The 21,145-nt window shown below is 71.9% G+C and carries 18 protein-coding genes and 2 pseudogenes; 13 read left to right on the top strand and 7 right to left on the bottom strand.

Annotated features, from left to right (window positions below; translation table 11 throughout):
- Nucleotides 1-77: 77 nt before the first annotated feature.
- From AC0VYN_RS01815 to AC0VYN_RS01860, 10 genes are all read left to right on the top strand, one after another.
- Entirely contained in the window at nt 78-1,025 is a 948-nt protein-coding gene (locus tag AC0VYN_RS01815) for a Rossmann-like and DUF2520 domain-containing protein (RefSeq protein WP_475534498.1), read from the top strand.
- Nucleotides 1,022-2,014 (top strand): pantoate--beta-alanine ligase, encoded by a 993-nt coding sequence (panC, locus tag AC0VYN_RS01820; protein WP_475534499.1) that lies wholly within the window; start codon nt 1,022-1,024, stop codon nt 2,012-2,014. The genes AC0VYN_RS01815 and panC overlap by 4 nt, the downstream gene beginning before the upstream one ends.
- The gene (locus tag AC0VYN_RS01825; RefSeq protein WP_475534500.1) at nt 2,011-3,744 is read left to right on the top strand and encodes an L-aspartate oxidase; all 1,734 of its coding nucleotides are present in this window, start codon (nt 2,011-2,013) and stop codon (nt 3,742-3,744) included. Before panC ends, AC0VYN_RS01825 begins: the two co-directional genes overlap by 4 nt.
- 5 nt (nt 3,745-3,749) lie before the next feature.
- Complete coding sequence (nadC, locus tag AC0VYN_RS01830) at nt 3,750-4,730, top strand: carboxylating nicotinate-nucleotide diphosphorylase (protein ID WP_475537057.1); 981 nt, start codon at nt 3,750-3,752, stop codon at nt 4,728-4,730.
- Between the two features lie 4 nt (nt 4,731-4,734).
- Nucleotides 4,735-5,532 (top strand): type III pantothenate kinase, encoded by a 798-nt coding sequence (locus AC0VYN_RS01835; RefSeq protein WP_384690252.1) that lies wholly within the window; start codon nt 4,735-4,737, stop codon nt 5,530-5,532.
- Between the two features lie 552 nt (nt 5,533-6,084).
- Nucleotides 6,085-6,675 carry a hypothetical protein gene (locus AC0VYN_RS01840; protein ID WP_475537058.1) on the top strand — a complete coding sequence of 197 codons (591 nt, stop codon included), beginning with the start codon at nt 6,085-6,087 and terminating at the stop codon, nt 6,673-6,675.
- Between the two features lie 23 nt (nt 6,676-6,698).
- Complete coding sequence (locus AC0VYN_RS01845) at nt 6,699-6,878, top strand: hypothetical protein (protein WP_385472345.1); 180 nt, start codon at nt 6,699-6,701, stop codon at nt 6,876-6,878.
- A gap of 192 nt (nt 6,879-7,070) precedes the next feature.
- The gene (locus tag AC0VYN_RS01850) at nt 7,071-7,469 is read left to right on the top strand and encodes a BlaI/MecI/CopY family transcriptional regulator (protein WP_385472356.1); all 399 of its coding nucleotides are present in this window, start codon (nt 7,071-7,073) and stop codon (nt 7,467-7,469) included.
- Nucleotides 7,470-7,478: 9 nt separating this feature from the next.
- The gene (locus AC0VYN_RS01855) at nt 7,479-7,988 is read left to right on the top strand and encodes an amino-acid N-acetyltransferase (protein WP_475534501.1); all 510 of its coding nucleotides are present in this window, start codon (nt 7,479-7,481) and stop codon (nt 7,986-7,988) included.
- Between the two features lie 308 nt (nt 7,989-8,296).
- Nucleotides 8,297-8,632, top strand: coding sequence for a histone-like nucleoid-structuring protein Lsr2 (locus tag AC0VYN_RS01860; RefSeq protein ID WP_385472339.1), 336 nt, complete (start codon nt 8,297-8,299; stop codon nt 8,630-8,632).
- A gap of 66 nt (nt 8,633-8,698) precedes the next feature.
- Here the strand turns inward: AC0VYN_RS01860 and AC0VYN_RS01865 are convergent, their stop codons facing one another.
- On the bottom strand, nt 8,699-9,295 hold the full coding sequence (locus AC0VYN_RS01865) for an SCO3374 family protein (protein ID WP_475534502.1): 597 nt from the start codon (nt 9,293-9,295) through the stop codon (nt 8,699-8,701).
- A 430-nt stretch (nt 9,296-9,725) separates the two neighbouring features.
- Between AC0VYN_RS01865 and AC0VYN_RS01870 the strand changes: the two genes are divergently transcribed.
- Nucleotides 9,726-12,251: an ATP-dependent Clp protease ATP-binding subunit gene (locus tag AC0VYN_RS01870; protein WP_475534503.1), complete on the top strand. Its 2,526-nt coding sequence runs from the start codon at nt 9,726-9,728 to the stop codon at nt 12,249-12,251.
- Between the two features lie 715 nt (nt 12,252-12,966).
- Here AC0VYN_RS01870 and AC0VYN_RS01875 read toward each other — a convergent pair.
- A pseudogene (locus AC0VYN_RS01875) lies at nt 12,967-13,777 on the bottom strand (NACHT N-terminal Helical domain 1-containing protein); the annotation flags it as partial.
- A 44-nt stretch (nt 13,778-13,821) separates the two neighbouring features.
- On the bottom strand, nt 13,822-14,490 hold the full coding sequence (locus AC0VYN_RS01880) for an HAD family acid phosphatase (protein WP_475534504.1): 669 nt from the start codon (nt 14,488-14,490) through the stop codon (nt 13,822-13,824).
- 545 nt (nt 14,491-15,035) lie between these two features.
- Here AC0VYN_RS01880 and AC0VYN_RS01885 point away from each other — a divergent pair.
- Nucleotides 15,036-15,707 (top strand): M23 family metallopeptidase, encoded by a 672-nt coding sequence (locus AC0VYN_RS01885; protein WP_475534505.1) that lies wholly within the window; start codon nt 15,036-15,038, stop codon nt 15,705-15,707.
- A 70-nt stretch (nt 15,708-15,777) separates the two neighbouring features.
- Here the strand turns inward: AC0VYN_RS01885 and AC0VYN_RS01890 are convergent.
- Nucleotides 15,778-16,365: pseudogene (locus tag AC0VYN_RS01890) on the bottom strand (TetR/AcrR family transcriptional regulator); the annotation flags it as partial.
- Nucleotides 16,366-16,511: 146 nt separating this feature from the next.
- Here AC0VYN_RS01890 and AC0VYN_RS01895 point away from each other — a divergent pair.
- Nucleotides 16,512-18,110: an MDR family MFS transporter gene (locus AC0VYN_RS01895; RefSeq protein WP_475534506.1), complete on the top strand. Its 1,599-nt coding sequence runs from the start codon at nt 16,512-16,514 to the stop codon at nt 18,108-18,110.
- 244 nt (nt 18,111-18,354) lie between these two features.
- Here AC0VYN_RS01895 and AC0VYN_RS01900 read toward each other — a convergent pair whose 3' ends face one another.
- The 3 genes from AC0VYN_RS01900 to cseB all read right to left on the bottom strand — a co-directional run bounded on the left by AC0VYN_RS01900 (nt 18,355) and on the right by cseB (nt 20,987).
- Nucleotides 18,355-18,819, bottom strand: coding sequence for a hypothetical protein (locus AC0VYN_RS01900; protein WP_475534507.1), 465 nt, complete (start codon nt 18,817-18,819; stop codon nt 18,355-18,357).
- Nucleotides 18,820-18,906: 87 nt separating this feature from the next.
- A complete protein-coding gene (gene cseC, locus AC0VYN_RS01905) occupies nt 18,907-20,274 on the bottom strand; it encodes a two-component system sensor histidine kinase CseC (protein WP_385465786.1) in 1,368 nt (455 codons plus the stop codon).
- An 8-nt stretch (nt 20,275-20,282) separates the two neighbouring features.
- On the bottom strand, nt 20,283-20,987 hold the full coding sequence (cseB, locus tag AC0VYN_RS01910) for a two-component system response regulator CseB (protein ID WP_475534508.1): 705 nt from the start codon (nt 20,985-20,987) through the stop codon (nt 20,283-20,285).
- Nucleotides 20,988-21,145 lie beyond the last annotated feature (158 nt).

Consider the following 21,145-nt stretch of genomic DNA (forward strand, 5'->3'; position numbering starts at 1 on the left):
CCCGGGACCGATAGCGTTAACATGACGAGAAATCGTCCGGTACCCCGAGCGGACTGGAACGGGAAGGCCGCAGTCGCGTGAACACAACCCCACAGCCAGACCCCAAGGACCGCCCCGCGCGGCTCACCGTAGGCGTCGTCGGCGCCGGCCGGGTGGGCCCCGCGCTGGCCGCGTCCCTCCAGCTCGCCGGACACCGTCCGGTGGCCGTCTCAGGGGTCTCCGACGCCTCCAGGCGGCGCGCCGCCGCCCTGCTCCCCGACGTGCCGCTCATGACGCCCGCCGAGGTCCTCCAGCACGCCGAACTGGTGCTGCTGACCGTCCCCGACGACGCGCTGCCCGGCCTGGTGACGGGGCTCGCCGAGACCGGCGCCGTGCGCCCCGGCCAGCTGATCGCGCACACCTCGGGGCGGTACGGCGCAAAGGTCCTGGACCCCGCCCTGCGCGCCGGCGCCCTGCCGCTCGCCCTGCACCCGGCGATGACCTTCACCGGCACCCCGGTGGACGTCCAGCGCCTGGCCGGCTGCTCCTTCGGCGTCACCGCGCCCGAGGAACTGCGGCTGGCCGCGGAGGCCCTGGTCATCGAGATGGGCGGCGAGCCCGAGTGGATCGCCGAGGACAAGCGCCCCCTGTACCACGCGGCGCTCGCGCTCGGAGCGAACCACCTGGTCACCCTGGTCGCCCAGTCCCTTGAGCTGCTGCGCACCGCCGGCGTCGAGGCCCCCGACCGGATGCTCGGCCCGCTGCTGGGCGCCGCCCTCGACAACGCCCTGCGGTCCGGCGACGCGGCCCTGACCGGCCCCGTCGCACGCGGGGACGCGGGCACGGTCGCCGCGCACATCGTGGAACTGCGCACCCACGCCCCGCAGGCCGTCGCCGGCTACGTGGCGATGGCCCGCGCGACGGCCGACCGCGCCCTGGACCACGGCCTGCTCAAGCCCGAACTCGCCGAGGACCTCCTCGGGGTACTCGCCGACGGGAACCGCCCGGCCGACGGCACCGACGGCACCGAGGGAGACGCCCGATGACCACCACCCTGCTGCGCACCGCGGACGAGCTGCACGCGCGCGTACGGCACGGTCGCCGGGCCGTCGTGATGACCATGGGCGCCCTGCACGAGGGCCACGCCACCCTGATCCGTACGGCCCGGCGCACCGTCGGCCCGGACGGCGAGGTGGTCGTCACCGTCTTCGTCAACCCGCTCCAGTTCGGCGCCGGGGAGGACCTGGACCGCTACCCGCGCACCCTGGACGCCGACCTGAGGATCGCCGAGCGGGCCGGCGCGGACGTCGTCTTCGCCCCGTCCGTCGAGGAGGTCTACCCCGGCGGCGAGCCGCAGGTCCGGGTCACGGCGGGCCCCATGGGCGAACGCCTGGAGGGCGCCTCCCGCCCCGGCCACTTCGACGGCATGCTCACCGTCGTCGCCAAGCTGCTCCACCTCACCCGCCCCGACCTGGCCCTGTACGGCCAGAAGGACGCCCAGCAGCTCGCCCTGATCCGCCGCATGGTCCACGACCTGAACTTCGGCCTGGAGATCGTCGGCGTGCCCACCGTGCGCGAGGAGGACGGCCTGGCCCTCTCCAGCCGCAACCGCTTCCTCTCGCCCCAGGAGCGCCGCACTGCCCTGGCCCTTTCCCAGGCCCTGTTCGCCGGCCGCGACCGGCACGCGGCCCAGGAGGCGCTGCGCGCGCGGGCCCGCGAAGTGCCCGCCACGCGCGCGCGTGCCGAGGCCCTCGGCGCACTCGGCGAGTCCCGCGCGGCGGCCGACGCCCACGCCGTCGCCACCTCCGCCCCGGGCGGCGCCACGGCCGTCCGCGCCGCCGCCCGCCTGGTCCTGGACGACGCCGCCCGCTTCGACCCGCCGCTGCGGCTGGACTACCTCGCCCTGGTCGACCCGTCCGACTTCACCGAGATCGGCGACGACCACACGGGCGAGGCCGTCCTCGCGGTCGCCGCCCGGGTCGGCGCCACCCGGCTGATCGACAACGTCCCCCTCACCTTCGGAGCCGCCTCGTGACCAGCACAGGCATACGACTGCACGCCCCCGCGCCCGGCTGGGACATCACGGCGGACGTGGTGGTCGTCGGCTCCGGCGTCGCCGGCCTCACCGCCGCGCTGCGCTGCGAGGCCGCGGGACTGGCCACGGTCGTCGTCACCAAGGCCCGCCTCGACGACGGCTCCACCCGCTGGGCCCAGGGCGGCATCGCCGCCGCCCTCGGCGAGGGCGACACCCCCGAGCAGCACCTCGACGACACCCTGGTGGCCGGCGCCGGCCTGTGCGACCCGGAGGCCGTCCGCATCCTCGTCACCGAGGGCCCCGACGCCGTACGCCGGCTCATCGCGGCCGGCGCGCACTTCGACGAGTCGTCCGGGGGCGGACTCGCCCTCACCCGCGAGGGCGGCCACCACCGCCGGCGCATCGCCCACGCGGGCGGCGACGCCACGGGCGCGGAGATCTCCCGCGCCCTGGTCGAGGCGGTCCGAGCGCGGGGGATCCGGACGGTCGAGAACGCCCTCGTCCTCGACCTCCTCACGGACGCCGCGGGCCGCACCGCCGGTGTCACCCTGCACGTCATGGGCGAGGGCCAGCACGACGGCGTCGGCGCCGTGCACGCGCCCGCCGTGGTCCTGGCGACCGGCGGCATGGGCCAGGTCTACTCGGCGACGACCAACCCGTCCGTCTCCACGGGGGACGGCGTCGCGCTCGCCCTGCGCGCGGGCGCCGAGGTGAGCGACCTCGAATTCGTCCAGTTCCACCCCACGGTCCTCTTCCTCGGCCCGGACGCGGAGGGCCAGCAGCCCCTGGTCTCCGAGGCGGTGCGCGGCGAGGGCGCCCACCTGGTGGACGCCGACGGCGTGCGCTTCATGCTGGGTCGGCACGAACTGGCCGAGCTGGCGCCCCGGGACATCGTCGCCAAGGGCATCATGCGCCGCATGCAGGAGCGCGGCGCCGAGCACATGTACCTCGACGCGCGCCACTTCGGCGCGGAGATGTGGGAGCACCGCTTCCCGACGATCCTCGCCGCCTGCCGCGCCCACGGCATCGACCCGGTCACCGAGCCGATCCCGGTCGCCCCGGCCGCCCACTACGCCTCAGGGGGCGTCCGCACCGACGCCTCGGGCCGCACCACGGTCCCCGGCCTGTACGCGTGCGGCGAGGTCGCCTGCACGGGCGTGCACGGCGCCAACCGCCTCGCGTCGAACTCCCTCCTCGAGGGCCTGGTCTACGCCGAGCGCATCGCCGCCGACGTCGCGGCGAGCCACGCGGACGGCACCCTCCACGCGCGCGTGCCGGCACCGCTCCCGCACGCGGACCGCCCGGCGCACCCCCTCCTCCCGCCGGAGGCCCGCTTCGCCATCCAGCGGATCATGACCGAGGGCGCCGGCGTCCTGCGCTCCGACGACTCCCTCACCCGCGCCGCCGAGCAGCTTCACCAGCTGCACACCGAGGCCCGCGACGCCCTGCACGAGAACGGGAAGACGGCCGAGCCGGGCGTCGACACGTGGGAGGCGACGAACCTCCTGTGCGTGGCCCGCGTCCTGGTGGCCGCGGCGGCCCGGCGCGAGGAGACGCGGGGCTGCCACTGGCGCGAGGACCACGCGGACCGCGACGACACGAGGTGGCACCGCCACATCGTCGTACGGCTGAACCCGGACTGCTCCCTCGCCGCGCACACCACGGACACGCCAGAATTCCCCCCGACCACCTCCGGCCCCCGGCCGGCGCAGCGCCCCCAGGAGCAGTGACGACAGTGAACACCCCCGACCTTCCCCTCGCCTCCGGCGGAGGCTGCGGCGACGGCTGCGGCTGCGGCGCGGACGCCGACGCGGAGACCTACCTCGAGTGCGGCCTCGACCCCGCGCTCGCCGCGCTCCTGCTGGACTCCGGCCTCGACCCCGTGGAGGTCGAGGACATCGCGAACGTCGCCCTTCAGGAGGACCTGGCCCACGGCGTGGACGTGACGACGGTCGCGACCATCCCCGAGGACGCGGTGGCCACCGCCGACTTCACCGCCCGCGAGGCCGGCGTCGTGGCGGGCCTCAGGGTCGCCGAGGCGGTCCTGTCGATCGTCGCCACGGACGAGTTCGAAGTGGAACGGCACGTGGCGGACGGCGACCGGGTGGAGCCCGGCCAGAAGCTCCTGTCGGTCACCACCCGCACCCGCGACCTGCTCACCGCCGAGCGCAGCGCGCTCAACCTCCTGTGCCGCCTGTCGGGCATCGCGACCGCCACGCGCGCGTGGGAGGACGCCCTCGAGGGCACCGGGACCCGCGTCCGGGACACCCGCAAGACGACCCCGGGCCTGCGCTCGCTGGAGAAGTTCGCGGTCCGCTGCGGCGGCGGCGTCAACCACCGCATGTCCCTGTCGGACGCGGCCCTGGTCAAGGACAACCACGTGGTCGCCGCGGGCGGCGTGGCGGCGGCCTTCCAGGCGGTCCGGGAGCGCTTCCCGGACGTCCCCATCGAGGTCGAGGTCGACACGCTGCACCAGCTGCGCGAGGTCCTGGACGCCGGCGCCGACCTGATCCTGCTGGACAACTTCACGCCGGGCGAGTGCGAGGAGGCGGTGGCGCTGGTCGACGGCCGGGCCGCCCTGGAGGCCTCGGGCCGCCTGACCCTCGGCAACGCCAAGGAGTACGCCGCCACCGGCGTCGACTACCTGGCCGTGGGAGCCCTCACCCACAGCTCCCCCATCCTGGACATCGGCCTCGACCTGCGGGAAGCGGAGTAGAGGCATGCTGCTGACCATCGACGTGGGCAACACCCACACCGTCCTGGGCCTGTTCGACGGCGAGGACATCGTCGAGCACTGGCGCATCTCCACGGACTCGCGCCGCACCGCCGACGAGCTGGCGGTCCTCCTCCAGGGCCTGATGGGCATGCACCCGCTCCTCGGCGACGAACTGGGCGACGGCATCGACGGCATCGCCATCTGCGCGACCGTCCCCTCGGTCCTGCACGAACTGCGCGAGGTCACCCGCCGCTACTACGGCGACGTCCCCGCGGTCCTGGTCGAACCGGGCGTCAAGACCGGCGTCCCGATCCTCACCGACCACCCCAAGGAGGTCGGCGCCGACCGCATCATCAACGCGGTCGCCGCGGTCGAGCTCTACGGCGGCCCGGCGATCGTCGTGGACTTCGGCACGGCGACGACGTTCGACGCGGTGAGCGCGCGCGGGGAGTACATCGGCGGGGTCATCGCCCCCGGCATCGAGATCTCCGTCGAGGCGCTCGGCGTCAAGGGCGCGCAGCTCCGCAAGATCGAGGTGGCGCGTCCGCGCAGCGTGATCGGCAAGAACACGGTCGAGGCGATGCAGTCCGGCATCGTCTACGGCTTCGCGGGCCAGGTCGACGGGGTCGTCAACCGCATGGCCCGCGAGCTGGCCACGGACCCCGACGACGTGACGGTCATCGCCACGGGGGGTCTGGCGCCGATGGTCCTGGGCGAGTCGTCGGTCATCGACGAACACGAGCCGTGGCTGACGCTGATGGGCCTCCGGCTGGTCTACGAACGCAACGTGTCCCGGATGTAGGGGCCCGCCCCCGTGGTGGTCCGGGGGTGGGTCGCGTGTCCCGGCGCTACGGGTTGCCGCTGCGCCCACCCGTGCCGCCCCAGCGGCACGACTGCCCGCAGTTGCGGCGAGCGGCGCGGCGGCCCCGCAGCCGGGGGCGAGCGGCGCGGCGGCCCGCAGCCCGGGACGGCGTAGCGGGGCGGCCGATAGCCGCGTACGGCGGGAAGGGGACGGGTCGGGGGGTGTCCGCCCGCAGCGGTTGGCGCGTCCGCGCCGCGTACTTCTGTGGCCGACCGATTCCGCGCCGTTCCGAGGACGGACACCCCCCGGCCCGGCCCCGACCCACAGACCGCACCGCGCTACGCGCACCCCCACCCAACTCGCCACGGGCCGCCGCAGGCATTCCGCACCCCCACCCAACCCGCACAGGCCGTCGCAGGCACCGCCCGCCCCCACCGCCGGAGGCCCACGCATACGAGTGGCCCACCACGCCACACCCACCCCCTATGTAAAATTTGTCCGATTAGCGCGTATCGTCGCCGCATGCCCACGCCATACGGATCCCGAGGCGGCATGGCGTTCGGCGCCCAGGAGCTGCGTGTGCTCCGGCGCGCCCTCGCCCTCGCCCTGAACCCCAGCCCCGCCTCGGGCGAGGACGTCCAGGACTGTCTCCGCCTCGCGAAGTCGCTCGACGAGGCGATGGGAGAGAGCGCCCGGCTGCGCGACTTCCTGCTGGCCGACCTCGCCCGGTACCGCGCCGCCCTCCCCGGCAGCGTCACCGGCTACCTCACCCTCCTGGACGAGGCCCTCAGTGCCGGCCACCACCCCGTCGCGGACGACCTCGCCGCGCTCAGGGCGCTCCGCGGCAACCCCGCCGCCGCCGGCCTGCTGGCCCGCTGCGCGCCCCCGGCCGCCGCCACCGTCATCGCCGCCGCCACCCCCACCGTCCCCGCCGCGCGCACCCGCCTCCTCGCCCTCCCCGGCGGCCGCCGCGCGGGCCAGGACCAGGCCGCCCGGCCCGGCGCGAAGCCCGCGCAGAAGCCGGCCCCCGGTCCCGCCCCGGCCACCCCGAAACGCCCCGTCCCCACCCCCGGCGAGGTCTTCCCCCGCCGCAAGCCGACCACGCCCCCCGCCGGCTCCCGGCACCACCTCGCCGCCGGCTGACGGGCCCTGGCTACTCTGGATCCATGGACTACGTCTCCGCGCTTCTGCCCCCGGTCGTCATGGCGGCCCTGTTCATCGGCGTCGTCAGGGTGATCGTGAAGACCCAGGGCGGAGCCAGCAAGACCAAGGAGGACGCGGCCGTCGACGCCGCCCTCGCACGGGCGGAGGGCGCCCGCCGGGCGACGGCGAACCCGGAAGCCTGACCTCCCCGCACCACCTCCACCGCCGCCCGCACCACCACCCCCGGCGAAGGCCCCGTACGGCTCCTCCGTGCCCGCGCACCGAGGAGCCGTACGCCCTTTTCGCCCCCACTCGCCCATGAAAGCGTGTGAACACGCACGTCCCGCACGCGATCGACCGGTTTCCCCACTATTGTCGTGAGCGTGCCTCGACCCTTGGGAGAACTCGAAGACGCGGTCATGACGCGGGTGTGGAAGTGGAACCGCCCGGTGACCGTTCGAGAAGTCCTGGAAGATCTCCAACAGGAACGGTCGATCGCGTACACCACCGTCATGACCGTCCTGGACAATCTCCATCAGAAGGGCTGGGTGCGCCGCGAGGCGGAAGGCCGGGCCTATCGATATGAGGCGGTCTCCACCCGCGCCGCCTACGCCGCCGCGCTGATGAACGACGCGTGGTCGCAGAGCGACAACCCCGCCGCCGCTCTCATCGCCTTCTTCGGCATGATGAGCGAGGAACAGCGCCAGGCACTCAGGGACGCCATCCGCATCGTGCAGGGGCCGGAAACACCCGCTCCGGGACCCGGCTCGGTGGCGGACACCGGCGAGCGATAGCGTCCACACATGTCAAATGCCATCACCGTCCGGCGGGCCCGCACCAGCGATGTCCCGGCCGTACGCCGGCTCCTCGACGAGTACGTCCGTGACCGCATCCTGCTCGACAAAGCGATGGTGACGCTTTACGAGAGCATCCAGGAGTTCTGGGTCGCGGAACGGGACGACAACGCCGAGGTGGTCGGCTGTGGCGCCCTGCACGTGATGTGGGAAGACCTCGCGGAAGTGCGGACTCTCGCGGTGAAGCCGGGCCTCAAGGGCGCCGGTGTCGGACATCGGTTGCTGGAGAAGTTGGTGGAGACGGCACGCCGGCTGGGTGTTCGCCGCGTTTTCTGTCTCACCTTCGAAGTGGACTTCTTCGTCAAGCACGGCTTCGTGGAGATCGGAGAGACACCCGTCGACACGGATGTCTACGCCGAGCTGCTGCGTTCCTATGACGAGGGCGTCGCGGAGTTCCTCGGTCTCGAACGGGTGAAACCGAACACCTTGGGCAACAGCCGGATGCTTCTGCATCTGTGAACGGCGGCATCTGTGAACGGCGGCCGAGAGCCGACCCGCGGCGATCCGGAACGGCAACCGTCATCCCATCCGCATCCGCGACCCTCCGCCAGGTTTATTGCGCCGGCGGACCGTACGCCGGTTCCCTATGTCCGAAACGCGCACCTTTCCGGACCGTGGCGCCTACGGGTTCCCACCGGGGGTTTGTGTTTTTCCGGCAAAAGCGGTTTGCTTTCCGGCGTACTGCAGTACTGCATATAACAAGGGACGGCGATACGGCGGACGCCGGCGGACCCCCGCCCCTCAAGTTATCGATGAAAGGAAATCCGGTGGCACAGAAGGTTCAGGTCCTTCTTGTCGATGACCTCGACGGCGGCGAGGCGGACGAGACTGTGACGTTCGCGCTGGACGGCAAGACCTACGAGATCGATCTCACCACCGCCAATGCGGACAAGCTCCGTGGCCTTCTCGACCCTTACGTGAAGGGCGGACGTCGGACCGGCGGCCGCGCTTCGGGCGGCCGCGGCAAGGCGCGCGCTTCCTCGGGCGGCAGCCAGGACACCGCGGCGATCCGCGCCTGGGCGAAGGCGAACGGTCACGACGTCAACGACCGCGGCCGCGTCCCCGCGGCGATTCGGCAGGCGTACGAAGAGGCCAACGGCTGATCGCCCGGCCCGCGCCACCGACCGGGCCCGCGCGTTCCGGCCCGTCCGCCAGGGGCCCGCTCGCCCTCAGCGTGACGGCCGGGAGAGCCGGAGCCGGTGGACTTGCGTCGCCAGCGTGTGCACCAGCCGTGCGAGATCGGGGGCCGTCCCTGCGCCCCCCGGGGCCGACAGAGTCGGCAGCGAGGCCTCGACCTCGCTCCCCGTCCCAGGGGGCCGCAGCCACACGGCGGCCCCCTGCGAAGCGTCGGGGCCCGGCGGCGACGACGGTCCGGCCGGTCCGGGTTCCGGGGGCAGGGGCGCCTCCACGAGACCGCCCGTGCCGACCGCCCGCAGGTCGAGTGCCAGGGAGCCCCACTCCAGCCACTCCAGCAGCCCGGGCAGTTCGTCCGCGCCGCCCACGGCCACCAGCAGCAGTATCCGCTCGCCCCGGAGGGCCACCGGAAAGCCGTGTTCCCGGCGCCGCAGTGCCGCGTGACCGGCCTCGGCCGGCACGTCGAGGACGTCGAAACGGACGCCCGTGCGAAGCCGTACGGGGGTTCCGGGAGCCGTCGGCCAGCCCAGCCCGCCCTCGTACCAGGACCGCACCCGCTCCCACGCCCCGCTCCCGGCGGGCGGCCGACGGGGGGACGGCACCGCGGGGGTCGTGGACCGGACGCCAGCCATGCCACGTGCAACCGTCGAAAAGGCACTCGGGTTACGCTGGGTGTCCGTACGGACGCGCCGGGTTCCGGACGAAGGGGCGCGCGGGGGCGTGGGGAGGCGCAAGGTTGTTCGCCCGTAGCGGAGGGAACCGGTGCGCGCGGCATGGAGTGTCAGTCCCAGCGGGTAAGACATCCCTAGTGGGAGGGGGCGACACGCAGATTGGGCCGTCTCACGTTCGCCATGGGCGTACTGGCGAGCGGGGTAAGTGCCTGGCCTGCGGGAACATCGTCTCGCACCATCGGGTTGTGGCAGATGTCGGCGTCAGGGGTCAGGAGGCCATCGACGGTGTCGGCAGTTGGAATGAGCGGTCCCCGCTCGCGGGACTAAGCTGCGGAAGGACAGGGAGGGGAAGTTCCCCCCACTGCCTGACCGCTCTGAGGAGCGATTAACGATGTTCGAGAGGTTCACCGACCGCGCGCGGCGGGTTGTCGTCCTGGCTCAGGAAGAAGCCCGGATGCTCAACCACAACTACATCGGCACCGAGCACATCCTCCTGGGCCTGATCCACGAGGGTGAGGGTGTCGCCGCCAAGGCCCTTGAGAGCCTCGGGATTTCGCTCGAGGCGGTCCGCCAGCAGGTGGAGGAGATCATCGGGCAGGGCCAGCAGGCCCCGTCGGGTCACATCCCCTTCACCCCCCGTGCCAAGAAGGTGCTGGAGCTGTCGCTCCGCGAGGCGCTTCAGCTGGGCCACAACTACATCGGCACGGAGCACATCCTGCTCGGCCTGATCCGCGAGGGCGAGGGCGTCGCCGCCCAGGTCCTGGTCAAGCTGGGCGCAGATCTGAACCGGGTGCGGCAGCAGGTCATCCAGTTGCTCTCCGGTTACCAGGGCAAGGAGACCGCCACCGCCGGCGGGCCTGCCGAGGGCACCCCCTCGACGTCCCTGGTCCTCGACCAGTTCGGCCGGAACCTCACCCAGGCCGCTCGTGAGTCCAAGCTCGACCCGGTCATCGGGCGCGAGAAGGAGATCGAGCGGGTCATGCAGGTGCTGTCCCGCCGCACCAAGAACAACCCGGTGCTGATCGGTGAGCCCGGCGTCGGCAAGACCGCCGTCGTCGAGGGCCTCGCGCAGGCCATCGTCAAGGGCGAGGTGCCCGAGACCCTCAAGGACAAGCACCTCTACACCCTGGACCTGGGCGCGCTGGTTGCCGGCTCCCGCTACCGCGGTGACTTCGAGGAGCGCCTGAAGAAGGTGCTCAAGGAGATCCGCACCCGCGGCGACATCATCCTGTTCATCGACGAGCTGCACACGCTGGTCGGTGCGGGTGCCGCCGAGGGCGCCATCGACGCCGCCTCGATCCTGAAGCCGATGCTGGCCCGCGGTGAGCTCCAGACCATCGGTGCGACCACGCTGGACGAGTACCGCAAGCACCTGGAGAAGGACGCGGCCCTCGAGCGCCGCTTCCAGCCGATCCAGGTCGCGGAGCCGTCGCTGCCGCACACGATCGAGATCCTCAAGGGTCTGCGTGACCGGTACGAGGCGCACCACCGCGTCTCCATCACGGACGAGGCCCTCGTCCAGGCCGCGACGCTGGCCGACCGCTACATCTCGGACCGCTTCCTGCCGGACAAGGCGATCGACCTGATCGACGAGGCCGGTTCCCGGATGCGCATCCGCCGGATGACCGCGCCGCCGGACCTCCGCGAGTTCGACGAGAAGATCGCCGGCGTCCGCCGCGACAAGGAGTCCGCGATCGACTCGCAGGACTTCGAGAAGGCCGCTTCCCTGCGCGACAAGGAGAAGCAGCTCCTGGCCGCCAAGGCCAAGCGGGAGAAGGAGTGGAAGGCCGGCGACATGGACGTCGTCGCCGAGGTCGACGGCGAGCTGATCGCCGAGGTCCTCGCGACCGCCACCGGCATCCCGGTCTTCAAGCTCACGGAGGAGGAGTCGTCCCGCCTGCTGCGCATGGAGGACGAGCTCCACAAGCGGGTCATCGGCCAGAAGGACGCCGTCAAGGCGCTCTCGAAGGCGATCCGCCGTACGCGCGCCGGTCTGAAGGACCCGAAGCGTCCGGGTGGCTCGTTCATCTTCGCCGGTCCGTCCGGTGTCGGTAAGACCGAGCTGTCCAAGGCGCTCGCCGAGTTCCTCTTCGGTGACGAGGACGCGCTGATCTCCCTCGACATGTCGGAGTTCAGCGAGAAGCACACGGTCTCCCGTCTCTTCGGTTCGCCCCCCGGTTACGTGGGCTACGAGGAGGGCGGTCAGCTGACGGAGAAGGTGCGCCGCAAGCCGTTCTCGGTCGTCCTCTTCGACGAGGTCGAGAAGGCTCACCCGGACATCTTCAACTCGCTGCTGCAGATCCTGGAGGACGGTCGCCTGACCGACTCCCAGGGCCGGGTCGTGGACTTCAAGAACACGGTCATCATCATGACGACCAACCTCGGCACCCGGGACATCTCCAAGGGCTTCAACCTGGGCTTCGCCGCCGCGGGCGACACGAAGACCAACTACGAGCGCATGAAGAACAAGGTGTCGGACGAGCTCAAGCAGCACTTCCGCCCCGAGTTCCTCAACCGCGTCGACGACGTGGTCGTCTTCCCGCAGCTGACCCAGGAGGACATCCTGCAGATCGTCGATCTGATGATCGGCAAGGTGGACGAGCGCCTGAAGGACCGGGACATGGGCATCGAGCTCTCCCAGTCCGCCAAGGAGCTGCTGTCCAGGAAGGGCTACGACCCCGTGCTGGGCGCCCGGCCGCTGCGCCGGACCATCCAGCGCGAGATCGAGGACTCGCTGTCGGAGAAGATCCTCTTCGGCGAGCTGCGCCCCGGTCACATCGTGGTCGTGGACACCGAGGGCGAGGGCGAGACCAAGACCTTCACCTTCCGGGGTGAGGAGAAGGCGGCCCTCCCCGACGTCCCGCCGATCGAGCAGGCGGCCGGCGGCGCCGGGCCGAACCTGAGCAAGGAGGCGTAGCCCTCCGCGGGTGAGCCGAGAAAGGGGCTGCCCCGGGACTCCGGTCCCGGGGCAGCCCCTTTCGCATGCCCGGTCAGCGTTCGCTCAGGACCACTTCGGCGCCGGGGAAGAGCGGACGGAAGCCGGACATGGGGAAGGAGTGACCGAGGCGGTTCGCGAGGGTCACCCGGTGCAGGTCCGGCAGCCGGGCCGCGAGCGCCGCGAGGTGTTCGGTGCCCTCCATGTCGTGGACCATCAGTACCTCGACGCCCGGCAGCTCGGGCATACGGCCGATGGAGGCCGGCACCTCCCGGAGGATCGCCGCGTTCAGGTACAGGTGGGTGAGCGCGGGCAGGGAGGCGACCTCCCGCCAGTCGTCCTCCGTCAGCTCCGAGGTCAGTGCGCCGAGACTGAGGGTCTGCAGCGTCCTCCAGTGGCCGAGCCCCAGCAGCCCGCCCGGCTCCGTGCACGTGTCGCCCAGGTAGAGGAAGCTCAGCGGGGCGTCGGCGGGCAGTGACTCGGTGAGACCGGCGCCCGGCAGCTCCGGAGTCAGCGAGAGCAGGGTCAAGGACGTGAGGGACCGGATCCCCGAGGGGTCGGTGTCGGCGCCGAGGACGAGTTCGGTCAGGCCGAGCCCCGCCAGCCGGTCCAGGCCGCGTGCGTTCGGGCACTTGTAGTACGCCAGCCGCGTCAGCGACGTGAAGCGGCCCAGGGCGTCCAGGTCCGTCAGCAGCGGGAGCACACGGGGTTCCTTGTCGAGCGCCGCGTCGGCGGGAATCCGTCCGGCGCGGGCCGGTGCGTTGTCACCGGGCACGGTGTCCCGGCCGGGTTCCCCGTCGGTGGCCGCCTCCAGGCTCAGGTACGCGACTTCGAGGGGCCAGCGGTCGGGGGAGTCGCGGAGGTCGAGGCCGTAGATGGCGAGGTGGTTGTGGCGCGCGGCGACGTAGGGGAGGTAGCGGCGCTCGAACGCGGTGTCGCGGGCGTCGGGGCGGGGCGTGCGGGCGATCAGCTCGTTCACCTTGGCGATCAGTTCCGCCTGGGCACGGGTCTGCTCCACCAGCGTCCGCGCGACGAAGGTCGAGCGCCGGGTGAAGAACTCCAGGATGTGCAGGCAGGCCCACTCCGTCGCGGAGTCGAGGAAGTGGCCGGCGTCGGCCGGCAGCCCGTCACCCGCTCCCGGAGCGTGTCGCCGCAGCCGGGCGGTCAGCTCCCGGTGGCCCAGCCGGACCGCCTGGACCGTCGTCCATGTCGAGCTCGCCGAGGGCGAGCAGACGGGCCGTCAGGGCCTCGGTGACGGCGTCCGCCTCGTCGCGGGGGAAGGGCGGCTCGCCGGGGGAGTCCAGGGCCGCCCCGACCAGCCGCCCGGCGAGCCCCCGCACCTCCGCCTCGCCGAGGCGGCGGCGCTCGCCCCGGGAGGAGACGAGGCGGTCCAGCCGGACCGGCCTGTCGGTCAGTCCGGCGCCGGGGCCGCCCGTGACGAACAGCTTCTTCACCAGCGGGGCGACCAGGCCGGACGCCAACTTGCCGCCGAGTACCGCCGGTTCCATGCGCCACCCCCGTGGTCGGTCGTCGAGGGGAGCCTATCCGGGGGTCAGGACAACTGGCCGTCGTAGTCCGGCAGTTTGAAGGCCCTCTCGGCGTGGCCGCCCGACAGGTCGGTGGGCGTGTTGCCGATGTTGGCGATGATCGTGTAGCCCTTCGACTCGATGTCGGCGCGCTGCGCGGTCTTGTACTCGGCGACGTCGCGGAACAGGTCGAGGAAGCCGCGGACGTAGAGGCCGGAGGACTCGTAGCCGGCGTGGTCGAGGTTCCACTCGGTGGGCGCCCCGACGATGCCCGGGCGGGCGGTCACGAAGAACAGGGCGACACCGTGCTCCTGGGCGTACCGGGCGGCCTCCAGCACCGGGCGGTTGGCGGGCTGCGGGTAGCGGAAGCCGAAGTCGGTCTCCAGGGAGGTGTTGTCGATGTCGAGGACGATCGCCTGCTTCTCGCCGGGGGCGGCGTCGGCGATGCGCTCCTTCAGGTACGGCAGGGCCTGGTCCATCACGGCCCGGCAGTCCCGCTGCCAGGTGGCGTAGTCGACGGCCGTGGCAGCGGCCGCGGACGTCGTGGCGGCCGCGGCGGGGGCCGCCTCGGCCGGTGTGACGGCCATCGCGAGTGCGGCACCGGTGACCGTGGCGGCGCCGAGGGCCCGCTTCCAGGTGTGCCCGGTCCGTCTCGCCCGCCCGGCCTGTCCGGTCCGTCCGTTCTGTTCGGTCATGGGGGGTGGGGTCCTCTCATGCCTGCGCGGATGCCTGACGGCACAAAATTGACGCGTGCATGTTTGCCCAGACAAGTGGCGGGACGGCAACGATTGGGTTACTGGCGAGTAGTGGCACGTGAAGGGCCCGATCGGTGTGGCCTCGGCCACGATTCGGGGTGCTCCAACGCCCTTGCGTGAGGGGCGTGTCGGGCCGGAGCGGAGTAGCCCGGGTCACATTCACCACCCCCTCCACCGGGGCCGCCGGTGACATGCCGCACAGGCGATTTGCCCGGTACTACGAGGAATAGTGGAGAGCGCAAGAAATACGAAAACGGACACATTGCCCCGAAGGGGTGGCCTGTTTGCAGGGCTCTGAGCTGGTTCTGTCCGTTATGGAAGCTCTGTCATGGGTCGGTAAGTTTCATGCTGAAGTACTAGATGTGGTAGTAGATCACACCTTTGTGCTGGTACGGCCCGGCGGGTTACCAAGGTGGAGCCCGCCCGGTGAGTGCCTGTGCATCCGCCGAGGGGCGTTCCTGTGTTCCCGTCCCCATGAGGTTCGAATGTTCTCGCGTGTCACGTCCCGCTCTTCCCGTACGACCACCGTCCGCACCCGCGCCGCCGTGATGGCCGCCGGTCTCGGAGCCTCGGTCGCGCTGGGAGCAGGGGTCGCGGCCGCCAGTGGCACCACGGCGGCTTCCGGTACCTCCACCGTCGCGAACGCCGTCGAGGCCCAGGCCGCGGCGCAGGCCAAGGCGGCGAAGGCCGAGAAGGCCGCCGCGAGCGCCAAGAAGGCCGTCGCCAAGAAGAAGGCGGCCTCCTGGGTGGACCCGGTGAAGAAGTACGCGCTCAGCGCCAAGTTCGCCCAGAACGGTGGCATGTGGGCGCACAAGCACAGCGGCCAGGACTTCGCCGTGCCGATCGGCACCAACGTCATGGCCGCCCACGGCGGCACCGTCGTCAAGGCCGGCGGCAACGGCGCCGGTGACGGCCCCGCCTACGGCAACGCCATCGTCATCAAGCACGGCAACGGCACGTACTCCCAGTACGCCCACCTGTCGCGGATCGACGTGAAGATCGGCCAGGTCGTCAAGACCGGCCAGCACATCGCCAAGTCCGGCAACACCGGTAACTCCAGCGGTCCGCACCTGCACTTCGAGATCCGCACGACCCCGAACTACGGCTCCGCCGTCGACCCGGTCGCCTTCCTGCGCGGCCACGGCGTGACCGTCTGAGCATGACGTGACCGGCCGGCCGGGACCATCGGGTCCCGGCCGGCCGAACGCGGCCGGTCAGGAGCTCCCCGGCTCCCCGGTGCGCCTGGACCACCAGGTCGGTGGCGACCTCGAGCACGGCCTCGCGCCTCTTCTCGGGGTCGCTCTCCATGTCCTGGAGGACGAACATCCCGGCGTGCAGCGTGAACATCGCACTGACACAGCGGACCTGGTCGACCAGGTCCGCTTCCGGGTCTATGAGGATGTCCCGCAGGCCCAGCATGCGGGTCTTGAACATCTCCCCGATGCGCAGCTCCCGGATCGCGGCCTGGTTCTCCTGCATGAAGCGGAAGAGCGGTGCCGCGCCCGAGAGCACCTCGCTGTAGCGGCGGACGATCTCCTGCTTGGTCTCCAGCGTGTGCGGCTGGAGCCGGCCCCACTCGATCAGGTCCTCGATCGGCCGCGTGAGGTCCTCGAAGATGCTGACGAGGATCTCTTCCTTGGTCTTGAAGTGGTAGTACAGCGCCGCCTTGGTGACGTCGAGGCGCTCGGCGATCTCACGGAGCGAGGTCTTCTCGTAGCCCTGCTCGGCGAAGAGCCCGAGTGCCACGTCCTGGATGCGCTGGCGGGTGTCCCCGCGGCGTCGCTGCTGCTTGGTGCTGTCCATCGTGCCGCCCATCCTCCTACGCACCTCCCGCTCCGCGCACGTTCCGGAAAACTTACTTGACGCCCGGCTAGTTACGCGTCTACCTTCCTCAGTGTAGTCAACTTGCCGGTCGGCAAGTAAGTAGCTGAAGTGCAGCGGTAGCTGGGGGAGTGGCAGCGATGTCGGACACACCGACGGGCAGGGCCGTCGACACCGAGGGCGGGAAACAGCCGAGGAGCGTGCGGGTGGTCCTGCTCGCACTCATGATCGCGATGATGCTCGCGATGCTCGACAACATGATCATCGGCACGGCGATGCCGACGATCGTCGGTGAGCTGGGCGGTCTGGAACACCTGTCGTGGGTGGTGACCTCCTATACCCTCGCCACCGCCGCGTCCACCCCGCTGTGGGGCAAGATCGGCGACATGTACGGGCGCAAGGGCTCGTTCATGACCTCCATCGTGATCTTCCTGGCCGGCTCGGCGCTCAGCGGCATGGCCCAGGACATGGGCCAGCTCATCGGCTTCCGCGCCGTCCAGGGCCTCGGTGCCGGCGGTCTGATGGTCGGCGTCATGGCGATCATCGGCGACCTGATCCCGCCGCGGGAGCGCGGCAAGTACCAGGGCATGATGGCCGGCGTCATGGCGCTGGCGATGATCGGCGGACCGCTGGTCGGCGGCACCATCACCGACCACTGGGGCTGGCGCTGGGCCTTCTACATCAACCTGCCGCTCGGCGCGGTCGCGCTGGTCGCCATCAGCGCCGTACTGCACCTGCCGAAGAAGCGCAGCGACGCGCGCATCGACTATCTGGGCGCCGCGCTGCTGACCGTCGGCATCACCGCGATCGTGCTGGTGACCACCTGGGGCGGCACGGAGTACGCCTGGACCTCCGCGCGCATCATGGAGCTGATCGGCATCGGGGTCGCCGCGCTGGTCGGATTCGTGTTCTGGCAGACCAGGGCCACCGAGCCGATCGTGCCGCCGCACATCTTCCGCAGCCGCAACTTCACGCTGATGTCCCTCATCGGCTTCGTCACCGGCTTCGTGATGTTCGGCGCCACCCTCTTCCTGCCGCTGTACCAGCAGGCGGTGCAGGGCGCCTCGGCCACCAACTCCGGGCTGCTGCTGCTGCCGATGCTGGGCGCGATGCTCGTCACCTCGATGGTCGCCGGGCGGGTGACCACGAGCACCGGCCGCTACAAGGTCTTCCCCGTGGCCGGCAGCGCGCTGATGACCGTCGGGCTGTTCCTGCTGTCGCTGATGGACACCGGCACCAGCCGCTTCACCTCCGGCCTCTACATGGCCGTGGTCGGTCTCGGCATGGGCTGCCTGATGCAGATCACCATGCTGGTGGCGCAGAACAGCGTGGAGATGAAGGACATGGGCGTGGCGTCCTCGTCCACCACGCTCCTGCGCACCCTCGGCTCGTCCTTCGGCGTCGCCATCATGGGCGCCCTGTTCAACCACCGTGTCCAGGACGTCATGGCCGAGCGGGCCGGGGCGCTGGGCTCCAAGGTGACCGAGCAGTCGGCGCAGCTGGACGCGGCGAGGCTGGCCAAGCTGCCGGACGCGGCGCGCGAGGCCTACCAGCACGCGGTGTCGTCCGGTACGCACGGAGCGTTCCTGCTGGGCTCGGCGGTGGCCGTGTTCGCGCTGGTCGCGGCGGTCTTCGTCAAGGAGGTCCCGCTCAAGGGCGCGGGCCCGAAGGCGGCCGACGCCCCGGCCGACGGTGACGGCCCGGCCACGGCGAAGGCATCGGTGCCCGAGACGGTCTGACCTCGCGGCGGTCCGCCTGCCCCCTCACGAGGCCCCCGGACGGCTTCGGCCGCCCGGGGGCCTTCCTCGTCCGCTGTGCCGACGCACTCGGACCACACCGTCCTGCCCCGCCCGTCCGGATACGGCGCGACGCCCCACCGGTCGGTCATCGTGCGGGACAGCAGGAACCCGGCCGGCCGGTCGTCACCGTCGGGGCGGGTGCCTGGCAGGCTTCGTCGACGGCCTGCGCCGGCCGCTGTGCCCCTCACTCCTCCAGGGCCGCCTGCCGGGCGAGGAACTCCTCGAACGCCGCCTTCTGCTTCGGGTCCATGAAGCCCTGGCGGACGTTGCGGGCCTGCTCCTCGAGCCAGTGCGCCTCGCCCGGGTCCAGCAGCTCGGCGACCACCACGCCGCCGCGGACGACCGCCGTGCGGCCTCCCACGCGACGGCGGAAGAGTGTGAAAGCGCCGTACTCCGCCGGGTGAGCCAGCTCCGGCTCCTCCGCCACGGCCTGGTCGGCGGCGGCCCTCGGCGGGTAGGCGGCAGGGGCCCAGTGCTCCCAGAGGGCCAGCGTGGCCGCGGGCACGAGCACCGCGCACTCCGTCCCCCGACCGCCTTCCCACACGAACGTGACCGTGACGGGCTCGCCGACGGCCTCGGCCAGGCCGAGCACCCTCTCCACCTCGTCGTTGACCGGGTAGCTCACCTCTGCGTCGATCCGTATCCCCATGGCGCCCAAGGCTAGGGTCCGCCTCTGACACCCCCTGCGTCTCCTGGGCCCCCGATCGGTGAGCCGGGCCGCCGGTCGCCCCGTCCGTCAGGACACGCCCTGCGACGACCGGTCCGGCAGCATCGGATAGCTCCCGGTGTTCGTCGGCGCGTGCTCCGGCAGCCACAGCACCGCCACCGCACCCTCGGCCGGTATGTGCGCGGGCGCCCCGGCGGGCCGGATGTTGCGGAAGGTGAGCCGGGCGCCGAGCACCCGGGCCTGCCCGGCCGCGATGGTCAGTCCCAGTCCGTGCCCCCGGCCGGCCCGGTCGGCGCTGCCGGTGCGGAAGCGGCTGGGGCCGTCGGCGAGCAGGCCCTCGGGGAAGCCGGGGCCGTGGTCGCGGACCCGGATCACCCGGCCCTCGACGCTGACCTCGATGGGCGGCCTGCCGTGCCGGGCGGCGTTGGCGAGGAGATTGAACAGCACGCGCTCCAGGCGCCGCGGGTCGGTGGTGACCGCCGACTCGTGCACCACGAGCACCCGGGCGTCCGGGTCCTTGGCCGCCACCCGCCGGCTCACGAAGTCGCCCAGCATGATGTCCTGCAGCTCGGCGCGCTCCGAGGCGCCGTCCAGCCGGGCCACCTCCAGGACGTCCTCCACCAGCGTGCGCATGGCCTTCGCGCGGTCCAGCACCAGCTCCGTGGGCCGGCCCGGCGGCAGCAGCTCGGCGGCGGTCAGCAGCCCGGTCACCGGGGTGCGCAGCTCGTGCGCGATGTCCGCGGTGACCCGGCGTTCGGCCTCCAGCCGCTGCTGCAGGGCGTCCGCCATCGCGTCCACCGCGCTCGCGAGGTCGTCGGTCTCGTCCCGGACGACGCCGCCGATGGCGTCCCGGACGCGGACGTCCGGCTCGCCCTTGGCCACCTGGTTCGCCGCGGCCGCGGCCTTGCGCAGCCGGCGCGACAGGTGCCCGCCGATGAGCACGCCGAGCGCGCTGCCGCCGAGGACGACCGCGATGGAGCCGATGACCAGGGCCTGGTCGAGGTCCTTCAGGATGTCGGCGCTGCGGTCGGTGAACCCGGAGTGCAGGGACATCACGTGCCCGTCCTTGAGCGGCACGGCGGCCCAGATGTCCGTCACCCCGTTCGCCCGCTCGGAGACGTAGGTCGCTCTCCGCCCGGCATCGACCTTCTTCCGCAGCCCGGCCGGGAGCCGCGGGTCGTCGATCTGGGCGTTCGGGAAGTTCAGGCGGCCGGAGAGCTCGTAGTTGCGCTGGGCGATCAGGACCCGGTCGTCCGCCAGGTCACGCGCGTTGTCCAGCATCGAGACCCGGGCCGCGTTGTGCACGACCAGGCTCAGCGCGACCGCCACCAGTGCGCCGACCAGCGCGATGGCCGCGCTGAGCTTCCACCGCAGTCCCGTACGGATGCCCGCGCGCCTCAGGGGTGAGGCGGTCAGGCGTCGGATGAACCCCCGCATGTCCCTGCTCAGGCCTTCAACTTGTAGCCGAAACCGCGGACCGTCTCGATGCGGTCCTGGCCGATCTTCGTGCGCAGCCGCTGCACATGGACGTCGACGACACGGGTGTCACCGCCCCAGCCGTAGTCCCAGACGCGCTCCAGGAGCTTGTCGCGCGAGAGCACCGTGCCCGGCGCGGAGGAGAACTCCAGCAGCAGCCGCATCTCGGTCGGGGTGAGCGCCACCGGGTGCCCGGCCCGGCGCACCTCCATGCCGTCGGTGTCGACCACCAGCTCGCCGAAGGTGAGCACGCCCCCGGTGTCCACGGCGGCCCCCGCGTAGGCCCGGTCGCCGCCGCCGGCGTGGCCGAAGCGGCGCAGCACGGCACGGATGCGGGCCACCAGGACGGCCCCGTCGAACGGCTTGGTGACGTAGTCGTCGGCGCCCGCCTCCAGGCCCAGCACGACGTCGATGGAGTCCGCCCGCGCCGACAGCATGATCACGGGGACGGTGGACTCGTCCCGGATCCGGCGGCACAGGCTGACGCCGTCGAGGCCGGGGAGCATGACGTCCAGCAGCGCGATGTCCGGGCGGTCGGCGCGGAACGCCTCCAGGCCCGACAGCCCGTCGGGCATCGCGGTGACCGCGAAGCCGTCCCGCTCCAGGGCGAGCTGCGTGGCCTCGCGGATGACGTCGTCGTCCTCGACGAACAGGACGTGGGTCTGGTCTGCCATCCCGGTGCTCTCAGTCCTCGTTGTCATGGTCGGTTGCGGGCGCGGTCACGGTCGCCGGACGCATGTGCGGTCACTTGGCAGACGCGGGGATCGCGCACCGCGTTCATTTCTCCATCGGTCCCAGCGGCCCGATCGGTTCACAACCCGATCGGTTCACC

The organism is Streptomyces sp. 63XJN7_1_ISO-PGPR-S23-121, assembly GCF_056173025.1.

What these genes read in the sequence shown, in the direction of transcription:
- panC (WP_475534499.1), top strand. Translation starts at nt 1,022, where the DNA reads ATGACCACCACCCTGCTGCGCACCGCGGACGAGCTGCACGCGCGCGTA.
- AC0VYN_RS01855 (WP_475534501.1), top strand. Translation starts at nt 7,479, where the DNA reads ATGTCAAATGCCATCACCGTCCGGCGGGCCCGCACCAGCGATGTCCCG.
- AC0VYN_RS01885 (WP_475534505.1), top strand. Translation starts at nt 15,036, where the DNA reads ATGTTCTCGCGTGTCACGTCCCGCTCTTCCCGTACGACCACCGTCCGC.
- AC0VYN_RS01865 (WP_475534502.1), bottom strand. Translation starts at nt 9,295, where the DNA reads ATGGCTGGCGTCCGGTCCACGACCCCCGCGGTGCCGTCCCCCCGTCGG.
- cseB (WP_475534508.1), bottom strand. Translation starts at nt 20,987, where the DNA reads ATGGCAGACCAGACCCACGTCCTGTTCGTCGAGGACGACGACGTCATC.
- AC0VYN_RS01870 (WP_475534503.1), top strand. Translation starts at nt 9,726, where the DNA reads ATGTTCGAGAGGTTCACCGACCGCGCGCGGCGGGTTGTCGTCCTGGCT.
- AC0VYN_RS01900 (WP_475534507.1), bottom strand. Translation starts at nt 18,819, where the DNA reads ATGGGGATACGGATCGACGCAGAGGTGAGCTACCCGGTCAACGACGAG.
- cseC (WP_385465786.1), bottom strand. Translation starts at nt 20,274, where the DNA reads ATGCGGGGGTTCATCCGACGCCTGACCGCCTCACCCCTGAGGCGCGCG.
- AC0VYN_RS01840 (WP_475537058.1), top strand. Translation starts at nt 6,085, where the DNA reads ATGGCGTTCGGCGCCCAGGAGCTGCGTGTGCTCCGGCGCGCCCTCGCC.
- AC0VYN_RS01845 (WP_385472345.1), top strand. Translation starts at nt 6,699, where the DNA reads ATGGACTACGTCTCCGCGCTTCTGCCCCCGGTCGTCATGGCGGCCCTG.
- AC0VYN_RS01880 (WP_475534504.1), bottom strand. Translation starts at nt 14,490, where the DNA reads ATGACCGAACAGAACGGACGGACCGGACAGGCCGGGCGGGCGAGACGG.
- AC0VYN_RS01835 (WP_384690252.1), top strand. Translation starts at nt 4,735, where the DNA reads ATGCTGCTGACCATCGACGTGGGCAACACCCACACCGTCCTGGGCCTG.
- AC0VYN_RS01895 (WP_475534506.1), top strand. Translation starts at nt 16,512, where the DNA reads ATGTCGGACACACCGACGGGCAGGGCCGTCGACACCGAGGGCGGGAAA.